Genomic DNA, 13945 nt, shown 5'->3' on the forward strand with positions numbered 1-13945 from the left:
ATAAAATGTACCCTATAGAGTAGACAACTAATAAAAAGGTCTACTCTATAGGGTATTTTTGTATATAATTAAATAAATAATAATTAGATCGGAGAAAATTTTAATGAGTAAAAAATTATTTACAGAACAGGAAATAATAATATTAAAACAAAACAAATACATTAAGAAAGTAAGTTCGAAAGGTATTACCTATACCGATGAATTTAAAAAAATATTTATAAATGAAAGTATCAATGGTAAACTTCCTAGAATAATATTTGAAGAGTGTGGCTTCAATATCGATATTATAGGCATGCAAAGGATTAAATCTTCTGCTAGCAGATGGCGTACGGCCTTTAAAAATGGCGGAGCTATAAAACTTACAGATACTCGCAAATACAATACTGGAAGACCTATTGAGAAAGATCTTTCAATAGAAGAAAAATACAAAAAACTAGAAGCTAAAATGAAGTTACTTCAAGCTGAAAATGAATTACTAAAAAAGTTAGATATGATAGAAAGGAGAGTGTTAAAGAAGAAGTAAGTTTATTTTCTTGTGAAAAATATGAGATTATTAAGTCTACAATAAAAAAATATAAACTTAAAAATATGATAAGTTATTTATGTAAAGTTGCAGGTGTATCACGTTCTGGGTATTATAAATACTTCTCATCAGAAAGCAAGGATTTAAGAAAATCAAGAGAAGATAAAGATATTTTATCAAAAGAAAATGTATTAAAAGCTTTTAACTTTAAAGGACGTAAAAAAGGTGCAAGACAAATAAAAATGGTTTTAAAAGATAGATTTAATATAATATATAATTTAAAGCGTATTAGGAGAATAATGAAAAAATATGGAATAGTTTGCCCGTATAGAAAAGCGAATCCTTACAGACGTATGATGAAAGCAAGTAAAGAGCATACTATTGTTTCTAATTTCATAAACAGAGAATTTAAGCAAGATATACCATATAAAGTGCTATTAACAGATATTACATATTTAAGTTATAAAAATGGAAAAAAAGCATACTTGTCTACAATAAAAGACTCCTCTACAAATGAAATATTAGCTCATTATGTCTCAGATAACCTACGGTTAGATATTGTTTTAAATACACTAGAAAAACTTAAGTCAAATGTGAATTTAAAACTCCATAGCGAAGCTATTTTACACTCAGATCAAGGTGTTCATTACACGAGTCCTAAATTTCAAAAGCAAGTACAGCAATTAGGTTTAAAACAATCTATGTCAAGGAGAGGCAATTGCTGGGACAATGCTCCACAAGAATCATTCTTTGGGCATTTTAAAGATGAAGTTATTCTTAGCAAATGTAGTACATTAGAAGAAGTGATAAAAGAAATAGATGATTATATGGATTACTATAATAATTATAGATATCAATGGAATTTAAGCAAGATGACTCCTGTTCAGTACAGAAATCATCTTGTTTCTTAGAAATACCTTTTTTTAAATTGTCCTTGACAAAGGGTACACTTTAAATGTTAAAAGATTTTAAATTTAAATCTGTTTTTTCATTAGATGATTCACTTCATAAATCTTTATATTTAGCAAATATAGATATACCATTATAAATGGATACTAAATTTTTAAAACAAAAATATATTGACATCAAAATATATGTGATAGTATAATTGAAAAAAACAATAAGAAAATTCTATGAAAAAGAGAGTAGCATAATTTAATTTTATAGAGAGCATAGGATGGTGGAAGCTATGTATTGAGGATTATGTGAAAAGAGCTTTGGAGAAGACTGCAGGAAATTTAAGTATGGCAGTAGGTGTACTCGCCTTAAGAGATTGAGTGGGTAAGTTTTTTTACCAATAAGAGTGGTATCGCGGAGATAATTCGCCTCTTAGCATGATTGCTAAGAGGCTTTTTTATTAAAAAATTTCTGTGTTATTATTCTTAAATTGGGATTTATAGAAACTTACCAATAAGAGTGGTACCGCGGAAATTCGCCTCTTAGTATTATTACTAAGAGGCTTTTTTTATGATAAGTCTGGCCAACTATCATATGAAATTATAACTAAAAAAGGAGAGATAGTATGGAAATACTAAAAACAAAAAAACAAAATAATTCAAAAGTAGATGGAAAAGGTATAAAAGTACCACATACATTAGTAATTATTGCAGCAATTATTATGATTGTATCAATAGCTACTTATTTAATACCAGGTGGTGCATATGAAACAGTAGTAAATGAGGCAGGAAAAAAGGTAGTTGTAGATGGAACATTTAAATATACTGAAAGTCAGCCACAAAATTTATTTAAAGTTTTACAAGCACCTATACAAGGGATTGTAGATGGAGCAGAAATTATAGCATTTTTATTTATTGTAGGAGGAGCATTTAATTTAATTGCTGAAACTAAAGCTATTAATTTCGGAATAATCAGAATAGTTAATTTGTTTAAAGGTAAAGAAATATTATTATTACCAATTATTATATTCTTATTTTCATTAGGTGGGGCAACATTTGGAATGAGTGAAGAGGCAGTGCCATTTATATCAATTTTAGCACCTTTAACATTAGCACTAGGATATGACAGTATAGTTGCAGTTGCAATAACATACTTAGCATGTATACTTGGATTTTCATCAGCAATGCTTAATCCATTTACAGTAGGTATTGCACAGTCTATAGCAGGTATTCAAGTATATTCAGGTATAGAACTTCGTACAGTTATATGGTTTATAACAACTCTTGTAGGAACTGCATTTATAATGGCTTATGCGATGAAAATTAAGAAAAATCCAAAAAAGAGTTTAGTTTATGAAAGTGACCAAATAAAGCGTAAGAATTTACAAAACTTTGAAGATAAAAAAGGTGATTTTACATTATCTCATAAAATTATATTATTAGCTTTTGCCATAGCTATAGGTGTAATAGTATGGGGAGTTCTAGAAAAAGGATTTTGGATACCAGAAATAGCTGCAGTATTTTTAGCAGTAGGAGTTATAAGTGGAATACTTGGAAAATTATCACCAGATGAAATGGCAAATGCATTTATTGAAGGTGCAAAGGAAATGATAGGTCCAGCAATTATGATAGGATTTGCTAGAGGAATAATCGTAATAGCAGAAAACGCAAATATAATAGACACTATTTTATACAATTTATCTAGTGCTATAGGAAGTTTACCATCTTTACTTGCTGCATATGTAATGTATCCAATACAAATGTTTATAAACTTCTTTATAAACTCTGGTTCAGGTCAAGCAGCTTTAACAATGCCAATACTTGCACCATTAGGAGACTTAGTAGGAATATCTCGTCAATTAACAGTTTTAATATATCAATTAGGAGATGGATTCTCTAATGCAATGTTCCCAACATCAGGAGTGTTAATAGCATGTTTAGGTATAGCAGGTGTGCCTTATGGTAAATGGTTAAAGTGGATAATACCATTACAAATTATATTATTTGCATTATCAATAGGATTTATAACAATAGCATCATTAATAGGATGGGCTTAAAAAATTTAGGAGGCGTAAAAATGAAGAATATCTTATTAGAAAAAGGACAAGAACTACATGAAAAGTTATGTGAAATAAGTGATTATATATATAAAAATCCAGAGCTTGGGAACAAGGAATATAAAGCTGTTGAAGTACTAACTAGTTTTTTAAAAGAGCATAACTTTGAAATAGAAAAAGAGCTATTAGGTATAGAAACTGCTTTTAGAGCAATTTATGATAGTAAAAAAGAAGGACCTACTATAGGGTATTTATGTGAATATGATGCCCTACCTTTGATAGGACATGGATGTGGTCATAATATGATTGGATCAATGTCAGCAGGAGCAGGTGTAATTTTAAGCAAAGTAATAGATAAAGTAGGAGGTCGTATAATAGTATATGGAACTCCAGCAGAAGAAACTAATGGAGCAAAAGTTATACTTGCAGAGGAAGGTGTATTTGATGAATTAGATGTAGCTATGATGGTTCATCCAGCAGATATAACTGCTAAAAGTGGTACATCTATGGCACTTTATCCTTTACAATTTACATATAAAGGTAAAACAGCTCATGCAGCAGCATGTCCACAAGATGGAATAAATGCTTTAAACAGTGTAATACAACTATTTAATGGTATAGATGCTTTACGTCAACATGTTACGCCAGATGTTAGAATGCATGGAATAATAACTAATGGTGGTGTAGCTGCAAATATAGTTCCAGATGAAGCAACAGCACAGTTTTACTTTAGAGCAGATAAGAAAGAAACTTTAGATGACTTATTAATAAAAGTAAAAAAAATAGCAGAGGGAGCAGCCCTTATGACAGGTGCAACTCTTGAAATGACTAGATATGAGTTACCTAACGATAATTTGATTACGAATGAAAATTTATCAGAAGCCTTTACTGAAAACTTAAAAGCTTTAGGAATTACAGATATTCATGAATCAAGAAAATGTGGATCAAGTGATATTGGAAACGTAAGTCACAAGACACCTACTATACATCCATTTATAGGAATTACTAATTGTCCTTTAACAAGCCATACTGTAGAAATGGCAGATGCAACAACAACTAAATTAGGTCATGAAAGATTATTAATTGGAGCATTAGCACTTGCTTATACAGGATATGATGTATTAACTAATAAGGTTGAGTTATAGAAAAATAGTTAAATTTATTGGTGGATATTAAGAAAATATAATACAAAAAATAGGTTGTTATATAATAAATTAATAAAGATATCTATATAACAACCTATTTTTTTGTGTATATGAAAATATCTGTCTTAACCTACGTCTAACATTATGGTATATTATGGAATTTAATGTTATAATAAACTTATGCTTTAATATATGGAGGGGAAATATGATAAGACGTAAATTAACTGCACTAATTATGTGCATAATGAGCTTAAACTTAGTTGCTTGCTCAAATACAGATAACACACAAATAAGTAAAGAACAAATTGATGAAAATACAGTATCTTCAGAAATCAATAAAGAAAAAGATTTATTTGATGAAGTAGAAATCAACAAAGAAAAAGAACTATTTGATAAAGCAGTAATTATAGCTGATGATGATATTGCAAGAGTTAAGATAACAGGAAAAGAGAAAGTTACACCTGGAAATTCTATAGGTTATATTTTTTCAATTTCAAATAAATCTAATAAAAAAATAGCCTTTTATATGAAAAATATAACTATAAATGGTAATGAGCAAAAAACAAGCTTAGATGAAAATTTTAAAATGACATTAGAACCAAATACTGATTTTAGCACTAAAATTACAGTTTTAAATATAGAATCTTTAGATGAATTAAAAGATGCGAAAGGAACTTTTTGCATTGAAGTAAATGATAATATAAATGAATATAAATTTGAAATAGAATAATATATTTAAAATAATAAATAGGGGAGTGTTGACAATGACACCATTAGTAGGGATATCATGGAGCAATTTATTATTATCTGCTTTTATTATAGTTTTATTAATATATATAGGAATTAAAATAGTAAGATTTATATTAAAATAAATTTTTCTTTATTAAATAAACTTAATGAAGAAATTTATGTTATATAAATAAAAATTATGGGGGGGTAAATAATGATAATTTTTGATTTAATGCTAGTAGGGTTAGTTATAACTACTATAACTTTATTAAGTGGGGTAAAAATAATGTATAATCCAAAATACTCACAAGTAATAATGTTTATAGTTATAATGTATATAAACCTTTCAAATTTAGTAGAAGGATATAAACTAGGATATATTGGCATTAGTAGTATAATAGCATTTTGTATTGTAACGTTACTAATTTTTATTTGGGGATATAGAAAAAATAAATATAGATACTCTATACATAATGTAAAAGAAAAAGATGTAATAAATATAATAGAAAATTATTTAGAACGAAAAAATCTAAAATATGAAGTAAAAAATGATGAAATATACTTACTAGATATAGATAATAATATTTATGTTCGCAGTTTAATGGAAATAACTTTAGATTGTAGAGAAATAAAGAATACTGATTTTTGTAATGAGATAGTAGATGAAGTTAAAATGGGAATTAAAGAAATAAAGCAAAGATATTTTTCAATAGAGGGTATGTTTTATTTAGTTTTGACTTTATTTTTCTTTTGGGTTAGAGTTAATTTTCTAATGATAAACTACTAATTGATAATATATGAAAGAGTCACAGTTTTAATATACTGTATATTAAAAACAATAAACAGCATAGAATAACTTTATTAATGATAAATATCATAAATATATAGTTTAATAAATAAATAAACTATCCAATATAAATAGTTTTATAACTATAATATATAGGATAGTTTATTTTTTATAATATTAGTCAAGATTTTTTCCACTAAATCCTAGAGGTAAAATTTCTTCTAATGTATATTCAATATAATCATCTTCAGTTTTTGCTAAGTATACCTTAAAAGTTTTAGGGTTGCAAAATTCCATCATAACTTGTCTACAAACTCCACAAGGTGCGCAGTATTCTGCTTCATCTTCCTTAGCACCATTTTTACCTCCAACGATAGCTATTGCGCTAAATTCTTTTTGCCCTTCAGAAACAGCTTTAAAAAATGCTGTTCTTTCAGCACAGTTTGTAGGAGTAAATGCCGCATTTTCAATGTTACATCCTTCATATATTTTGCCGTTAGTTCCTAATAAAGCAGCTCCAACATTAAAGTTTGAGTAAGGAGCATAAGAACGTTTTTGTGCTTCGAATGCTTTTTTTACTAATAATTTTTCATTTATCATAAATTATCACCATATCCTTTTGTATAATAACCCAAATAACTATTATCTAATACAATAGTTCCATCTATGTAATTAGAAGGGATTATATTTTATCATTATAGTATGTACTTGTAAACAAAAAAATATATAATATTTAGAAAAATTAATAAAAAATTCATTTCGCTTTAGCGACGTGTCGGCGAAACACTTTAAGCCACGTGTGGGCGCTATTTTTCATGTCGCAAACCATATGACACTCGCTACCGCTTCGAGCAACGTGTTAGCGAATTATTTTTGTCACATCCGTTGCTAAAAATTTTATTTTTATTATTATAAAGCTAAGTATTTAAATTAAATATTACAGTAATTGTAAGTAACATAATTACTTAATATGATATAATCATAGTATACTAATTGGGAATAGAAATGATATATAAAGTCTACATCTAATTAAATATTTACTATAATAACTAATGAAATTATAGAAAAATTAAAATGTCGTTATGGGTTTAATATAGAAAGAAAATTATATGAAAGTAAAAAGCTATAAGACTAGTTACATATTGGATAACATAGAGTCATCAGTAGATGAATTTATAAATTATAATAAAAAATTAGGGAGAGTGAAAGTATGTTAAAAACAAACAAAGAAAATTTAGTAAAATGGTCAGTACAAGGAAAAATACATCATCCACTAGGTGGAAATTACAGAATAACTTTTGATGGAAAGCCAATGGTACTTCCTGCAACAGGAGGTATATCATATAACGTTAAAATAGGAGATAGTGCTTTTAATTGGGTAGGAGACCATGTTGAACCAGGTGTATCTATAAGAAACGAAAATACAACTGAAAATGCAGCATTAACTACATTTGCATGTATTGGTAACGAAGCAAAGGTTGTATCAGGAGATGCTAAAGGTAAAAAAGGTTATGTAACAGGGATGCATGGTGGTATAGAACATGTTATGATTTACTTTGATGAAGAAACTTTAGAAGATTTAGCTATAGATGATAAAATATTAGTTAAAGCTTATGGTCAAGGATTAAGCATAGAAAATCACGAAGATATAGCAGTTATGAGTATAGACCCAAATTTATTTGAAAAACTAGGAATAACAGAAAAGGATGGAAAACTACAAGTTCCAGTTGTTGCTAAAGTTCCAGCATATTTAATGGGGTCAGGAACAGGTTCTTCAAATGCTTATAGTGGAGATTATGATATAATGACTGCTGATAAAGAAGAAATAAAAAGACTTGGACTTGATAAATTAAGATTTGGAGATTTAGTATTACTTCAAGACCACGATAATACTTATGGAACAGGATACTTAGGTGGAGCTATTTCAATAGGTGTTATAATACATAGTGACTGTGTAAAATCAGGTCATGGTCCTGGTGTTACAGTTATAATGAGTTCATCAAAGGGTAACATAGAAGGTGTAATAGATTCAAATGCTAATATAGGATACTATATGAACAAATAAGGAGAATCATTATGAAAGTAGGATTTATAGGAGCAGGAAATATGGCAAGTGCTATGATAGGTGGAATAATAAACTCTAAACTATTAAGCCCATCAAATATTATAGCAAGTGCAAAAACTGATAAAACCTTAGCTAATATAAAAGAAAAATACAAAATAAATACTACAAAGGATTCAATAAGTTTAGTAAAAGAATGTGATATAGTTGTTATTGCAGTTAAGCCTAATGTATATGAAGAAGTTTTAAAACAAATAAAAGATTATATAGACAATGAAAAAATAATAGTTACAATAGCTGCTGGAATAAGTATAAATAGTGTAGAAAAAATAATAGGAAATGATAAAAAAATCATTAGAACTATGCCAAACACACCAGCACTAGTAAACTGTGGTATGAGTTCACTTTCACCTAATAAAAATATTGAGAAAAATGACATAGATGCAGTAAAAACTATATTTGATTCTTTCGGAAAGAGTGAAATAGTAGATGAAAGTTTAATAGATGTTGTAATAGGAGCAAGTGGATCTTCTCCTGCATATGCATTTATGTTTATAGAAGCTATGGCAGATTGTGCAGTTTCATATGGTATGAAAAGAGAAATGGCATATGAGTTTTGTGCACAAGCCGTAATGGGTGCTGCTAAAATGGTACTTGAAACTAAAAAACATCCAGGAGAGCTTAAAGATATGGTATGTTCACCAGGAGGAACTACAATAGAAGCTGTTAAAACTTTAGAAAATGAAGGCATGAGAAGTGCAGTTATAAATGGAATGGCTTCTTGTATAGAAAAATCTATTGAAATGAGTAAATAAGGAGACAAATATGAAAGACACAAAGAAGTATTATGATTATATAGATAAACTTATAAACGATACGCCAGATTTTATGCTTATAAATGATGATGAAAGTTATGTATTACTTGATAGGTTGGTAGTTGATTTAAGTGAAAATGCTATGACTTGGTTATTTAAAGTTTATTTAGATCAAAATTATAATATTTTAAAAGAAGATAATCTTACAGATTATATAAAGGATAAGTATAAGGATATTGATTTAAAGGTTAGAAATGAAAATGGAAATGTATTTTTAAATAAAGATGTTATTTATGTAATACTTAAAGAGCTTGAAGAAAATAATCAAGTTGTATATGAAAATGAAAAGTTTAATTTAAAATAAGTTAAAATGGCTACTTTTATATTATAAATATAAGGTAGCCATTTTTATATGGATATTGATAAATAAGAAAACTAGGTAATCTTATATAATGTAGAAATTAAAATTAGAAGGTCATACATATAGATATAGTATGAAAATAGTTTGTGGATAGGGTTTCTACTCACACATTGATTAAATTATCAATGTGTTTTTTTTTGCGTGCTTAGAGTGGGCAATAACTTAATGGGAAAGATCTGTTGCAGGATTAGTAGTAGGAACTACTAGCTAATGGCAAGGTTGAATATCGTGAGGGAGAATCAGATCAAGCATACGACAAAGTCTTTGGATGAGAAATACGAACTACATATGAGGCTATTAAAAATACTTTGACATAGATAAATCTATAATCAAGATTCAGATGTAATTTACAATAAGATTATTTGTATAAAAAATAAATCAATAATTTAAATATAGTTTTAATTAACATTATAAAGATATTGACAAAAAAAATAATGAATGATAATATGAAGAAAATGATAATGATAATCGATATACATATAGGTATATTGATATATAGATGGAGGTAATATCAATATGAAATTTTATAAATTAGGAAAAAAATCACTGATAATGAGCGTGATGTTAGGTAGTATAGTACTCACAGGATGTACGACACAAGCAAATAAAGAAGAAAATTTAGATAATAAAAATCAAATAGTAGTTAAACATGAATTAGGAACTACAACTTTAGATAGTACTCCTGAAAATATAGCAGTACTAGAATTATCATTCTTAGATTCGCTTTATAATTTAGACGTAGATCCAGTTGCTATAGCAGATGATGAAGATGCAAGTAAGGTAGCTGATGTTACAGAGGGAGAATTAACAGAGTATACATCAGTAGGAAATCGTAAAGAGCCAAACTTAGAAGAATTAAGCACTCTAGATTTAGATTTGATAATAGCAGATACAAGTAGACATAGCGAAATATATGAAGATTTAAGTAAAATTGCACCAACAATAGTCTTAAATAGTATTGATTCAACTTATGATGAATATATAGAAAATTTTGAAACTATAGCAAAAGTTGTTGGAAAAGAAGAAGAAGCAGAAGTTAAAATAGCCGAAGCAGAAAATTTATTATCAGAAGTTAAAGCAAAGGCAGAAGATAAAGTTAGTAATAAGAATGTATTAACAGTATCTCCTAAAAATGATGGGTATACAGCACATACTTCAAGTTCATTTGTAGGACAAGTTTTAGAAAAAGCAGGATTTACTAATGCAGTTCAAAGTGAGGATGTAGAAGCATCTTTATCTTTAGAACAATTAGTAGAGATAGACCCAGATATAATAGTGTATATGAGAGAAGATATAGACACAACTATATATGAAGAATGGAAAGATACAGAATTATATAAATCTCTAAAGTCAGTTAAAAATAATGAAGTATATGTAACAGTATCAAGAAAACCATGGACTCAATACAGAGGATTTATTTCTGTAAAAACATTAATGAAAGAAATGTCAGGATGGTTATTAGAAGAATAGAAAATAATTAAGTAGTTGAGAGGTGATTTAAATGGAGGTCAAAAAACAAAATAAGTTTGCATTATTTGCAATTATAGGGTTATTTGCCATAGTTGTGTTATTGCTAACAGATATTTTGATTGGAATGAGTAATATTGGCTTTAAAGATATTATTGACTCTATTTTCAATTACAACAAAAGTAAAGAACATTTAATAATAACAACTATAAGACTTCCACGAGTATTACTTTGCATATTGGTTGGAGCATCTATGGCTATTTCAGGATTAATTATGCAAAACTTGACTAGGAACCCACTTGCATCACCTCAGGTTTTAGGTATAAATTCAGGAGCAACTTTAGCAGTAGTAATAATCATGGTATTCCTTCCACAGTTAGGATATAAAATAAAAATATTATGTGCATTTTTAGGAGCAGGACTTATAGGTATGTTTGTTTATGTAATTGGTTCAGTTAAAAATTTATCTCCTTTAAAAATAACACTGGTAGGAATAAGTATTCAATTGTTTTTAAGTTCTATAACAAAATCAATAATGTTGTTTAATGAAAGTAAAACATCTGATTTAGTATTTTGGATGATTGGAGGAGTACACCACGCACAATTTATACATATACTTGCTATATTACCATGGTTTATTGTATCTATTTTACTAATAACAGTAATATCTAATTCAATGGATACTTTAAAAATGGGTGATAGTATAGCAATTAGCTTAGGTGAAAATGTTAAATTGACGAAAATTATTAGTACAATAACAGTAATTTTACTATCAAGCTCTTCAGTTGCAATAGCTGGACCAATATCTTTTGTAGGTTTAATAACGCCTCATATTGTAAGTAAATTTGGTGTAAGAAATTTTAGAGGAAACTTTATATTATGTGGAATATATGGTGGGAACCTACTTTTATTATCAGATATAGTATCTAAGCTTTTAAAATACCCTTACGAATCACCTGTAGGAATAGTAACGGCTTTTATAGGTGCAGTATTTTATATATTCCTAGCAAATAAAGAAATGAAAAGAGGTGGAGTGAGTGAAAAATAAGAATACATTAATATTTACAATAAGTATAGTAAGTTTAATAGTTATATCTTTTATAAGTTTAATTTTCGGAAGTAAAATATTGAATATAACTGATATATTTGATGTAATTTTTAATTACTCAACTTCTAAGTATTCTTTTATTATTTTTGAATATAGAGTTCCAAGATTATTGATGACTATAATAGTAGGTATGAGTTTAGCTATAGCAGGAGCTATTTTCCAAGGTGTTCTTAGGAATCCACTTGCATCAACTGATGTACTTGGAATAGGTAAGGGAGCAGGATTTTTTGCTTGTCTTGTAATAAATCTTAACTTAAAAAATATAATACCTATACCTATGGCAGCTATGTTTGGAGGCCTAGGTGTAGGTATTATTATATACTTATTAACTAAAAAAACTAACTTTAAAAATACTAGCATTGTAATAATGGGTATAGCTATGAGTGCATTATTTGATGCTGGTATTCAGTATTTTAATATAAGTAATTCTGGAAATATACAAACTATATTTTTATGGTTAACAGGAAGTGTATGGGGGAGATATTGGGATGAAGTTCGAATATTAATTCCATATGTAGTAATACTTATACCTTTATCTATAATTTTAGCAAACAAAATAGATATATTATCTTTAGGAGATAAAGTTGCAATTAACTTAGGCGAAAAAGTAGATTTCCTAAGAGTTGGATTGTTATTAATAGGTATAATACTTACTGCTAGTAGCGTAAGTGTGAGTGGTACTATAGGATTTGTAGGATTGATAGCACCTCATATAGCAAAGAGTTTAGTTGGATATAGACATAAATTAGTGATTCCATTAAGTGGATTAGTAGGGGCTATACTTTTAGTAGTAGCAGACATTATAGGTAGAACTATAATTGCACCAACAGAAATTCCTGTAGGAATAGTAACGGCTATTGTAGGTGCGCCATATTTCTTATATTTATTATTAGGAAAAAAATCTAATTAGGAAGGTAGTGAAATTAATGAGTTTAGAGATAAAAAACTTAGTTTTAGGATATGAAGACAAAATAATAGTTAATAATATAGATTTATCTATTCCTAAAGGTGAAATTACCATGCTAATTGGAGCAAATGGCTGTGGTAAATCTACTTTGCTTAGTGGTATGAGTAGATTGTTAATTCCTAAGGAAGGCGATGTTCTTTTAGAAGGAGTATCTATACATGATTATAAAGCTAAAGACTTAGCTAAAAAATTAGCAATTTTACCACAAGGACCAATAGCACCAGAAGGAATAACTGTAAAAGAACTTTGCTATTTTGGAAGGAATCCATATAAAAATTTATTTGGATCAAGAACAAAAGAAGATGATGATATGGTACAATGGGCAATAGAAGCAACTGGACTTAAAGAGTTTGCAAATAGACAATTAGACTCTTTATCAGGAGGACAAAGACAGCGTGCATGGATAGCAATGGCTTTAACTCAAAATACAGATATACTTTTACTTGATGAGCCGACAACATATTTAGATTTAGCATATCAAATAGAAATTTTAGAACTATTAAAAGATTTAAATAAGAAAACTAAAAAAACAATAGTTACAGTTATACATGAATTAAATCAAGCGGCGAGGTATGCGGATAATCTTGTTTGTATGAAAAAAGGAAAAATATATTCTCAGGGTAGAGTTGAAACTGTATTTACAGAGAATATGTTAAAAGATGTGTTTGGAGTAGATAGTATAGTAATTTTAGATCCAATTACAAGCAGACCTATGTGTATTCCTAAATAAAGATATTTTACAAATTTTTAATTGTGAATATAATTCTAATAAATCATATTTTTACTTATATAGAGAATGTCTATAGATTTGTGTAAATAAGATTTTTTATAATTTATATTACTGGAAATTTCAAATTCCAGTAATATTTTTTTATTTTTGAGAAATACTAATACTGGAATTCTTTACACAATTATTATGTGTTTAATTTAGTTATTTATACACTAAATTTTCCATAATTTCAAAAAAA

General features: G+C 27.9%; 13 protein-coding genes and 1 other annotated feature. Of the genes, 12 read left to right on the top strand and 1 reads right to left on the bottom strand.

Features of this window, described 5'->3' with window-relative positions; translation table 11 throughout:
* Positions 1 to 103: 103 nt before the first annotated feature.
* The 5 genes from BN7997_RS15215 to BN7997_RS06800 all read left to right on the top strand — a co-directional run bounded on the left by BN7997_RS15215 (position 104) and on the right by BN7997_RS06800 (position 6137).
* Positions 104 to 1434, top strand: a protein-coding gene (locus BN7997_RS15215) for an IS3 family transposase (RefSeq protein ID WP_408638337.1) whose coding sequence is annotated in 2 segments (ribosomal slippage) — positions 104 to 491 and positions 491 to 1434 — 1332 coding nt in all. Because the reading frame shifts where the segments join, the coding sequence is not laid out codon by codon here.
* A 213-nt stretch (positions 1435 to 1647) separates the two neighbouring features.
* Positions 1648 to 1856: a binding site (T-box leader), on the top strand.
* Positions 1857 to 2045: 189 nt separating this feature from the next.
* Positions 2046 to 3476: a YfcC family protein gene (locus BN7997_RS06785; RefSeq protein ID WP_143023186.1), complete on the top strand. Its 1431-nt coding sequence runs from the start codon at positions 2046 to 2048 to the stop codon at positions 3474 to 3476.
* Positions 3477 to 3496: 20 nt separating this feature from the next.
* Complete coding sequence (locus tag BN7997_RS06790) at positions 3497 to 4621, top strand: M20 family metallopeptidase (RefSeq protein WP_071120078.1); 1125 nt, start codon at positions 3497 to 3499, stop codon at positions 4619 to 4621.
* A gap of 205 nt (positions 4622 to 4826) precedes the next feature.
* Positions 4827 to 5351 (top strand): hypothetical protein, encoded by a 525-nt coding sequence (locus BN7997_RS06795; RefSeq protein WP_071120079.1) that lies wholly within the window; start codon positions 4827 to 4829, stop codon positions 5349 to 5351.
* Between the two features lie 213 nt (positions 5352 to 5564).
* Positions 5565 to 6137 carry a hypothetical protein gene (locus BN7997_RS06800; RefSeq protein WP_071120080.1) on the top strand — a complete coding sequence of 191 codons (573 nt, stop codon included), beginning with the start codon at positions 5565 to 5567 and terminating at the stop codon, positions 6135 to 6137.
* Positions 6138 to 6314: 177 nt separating this feature from the next.
* Here the strand turns inward: BN7997_RS06800 and cdd are convergent, their stop codons facing one another.
* Positions 6315 to 6737, bottom strand: a complete 423-nt coding sequence (cdd, locus tag BN7997_RS06805) for a cytidine deaminase (protein ID WP_071120081.1) — start codon at positions 6735 to 6737, stop codon at positions 6315 to 6317.
* Between the two features lie 610 nt (positions 6738 to 7347).
* Between cdd and BN7997_RS06810 the strand changes: the two genes are divergently transcribed.
* The 7 genes from BN7997_RS06810 to BN7997_RS06840 all read left to right on the top strand — a co-directional run bounded on the left by BN7997_RS06810 (position 7348) and on the right by BN7997_RS06840 (position 13707).
* Positions 7348 to 8202 carry a DUF4438 domain-containing protein gene (locus tag BN7997_RS06810; RefSeq protein ID WP_071120082.1) on the top strand — a complete coding sequence of 285 codons (855 nt, stop codon included), beginning with the start codon at positions 7348 to 7350 and terminating at the stop codon, positions 8200 to 8202.
* A gap of 8 nt (positions 8203 to 8210) precedes the next feature.
* On the top strand, positions 8211 to 9014 hold the full coding sequence (proC, locus tag BN7997_RS06815) for a pyrroline-5-carboxylate reductase (protein WP_071120083.1): 804 nt from the start codon (positions 8211 to 8213) through the stop codon (positions 9012 to 9014).
* 10 nt (positions 9015 to 9024) lie between these two features.
* A complete protein-coding gene (locus BN7997_RS06820; RefSeq protein WP_071120084.1) occupies positions 9025 to 9378 on the top strand; it encodes a hypothetical protein in 354 nt (117 codons plus the stop codon).
* 573 nt (positions 9379 to 9951) lie between these two features.
* Positions 9952 to 10905 (top strand): ABC transporter substrate-binding protein, encoded by a 954-nt coding sequence (locus BN7997_RS06825; RefSeq protein WP_071120085.1) that lies wholly within the window; start codon positions 9952 to 9954, stop codon positions 10903 to 10905.
* Positions 10906 to 10936: 31 nt separating this feature from the next.
* Complete coding sequence (locus tag BN7997_RS06830) at positions 10937 to 11950, top strand: FecCD family ABC transporter permease (protein WP_071120086.1); 1014 nt, start codon at positions 10937 to 10939, stop codon at positions 11948 to 11950.
* Complete coding sequence (locus BN7997_RS06835; protein WP_071120087.1) at positions 11940 to 12920, top strand: FecCD family ABC transporter permease; 981 nt, start codon at positions 11940 to 11942, stop codon at positions 12918 to 12920. The genes BN7997_RS06830 and BN7997_RS06835 overlap by 11 nt, the downstream gene beginning before the upstream one ends.
* A 16-nt stretch (positions 12921 to 12936) precedes the next feature.
* On the top strand, positions 12937 to 13707 hold the full coding sequence (locus BN7997_RS06840; RefSeq protein ID WP_071120088.1) for an ABC transporter ATP-binding protein: 771 nt from the start codon (positions 12937 to 12939) through the stop codon (positions 13705 to 13707).
* The last annotated feature ends 238 nt before the right edge of the window (positions 13708 to 13945 follow it).

The sequence above is a fragment of the Romboutsia timonensis genome, from assembly GCF_900106845.1.
GTDB lineage: Bacteria > Bacillota > Clostridia > Peptostreptococcales > Peptostreptococcaceae > Romboutsia > Romboutsia timonensis.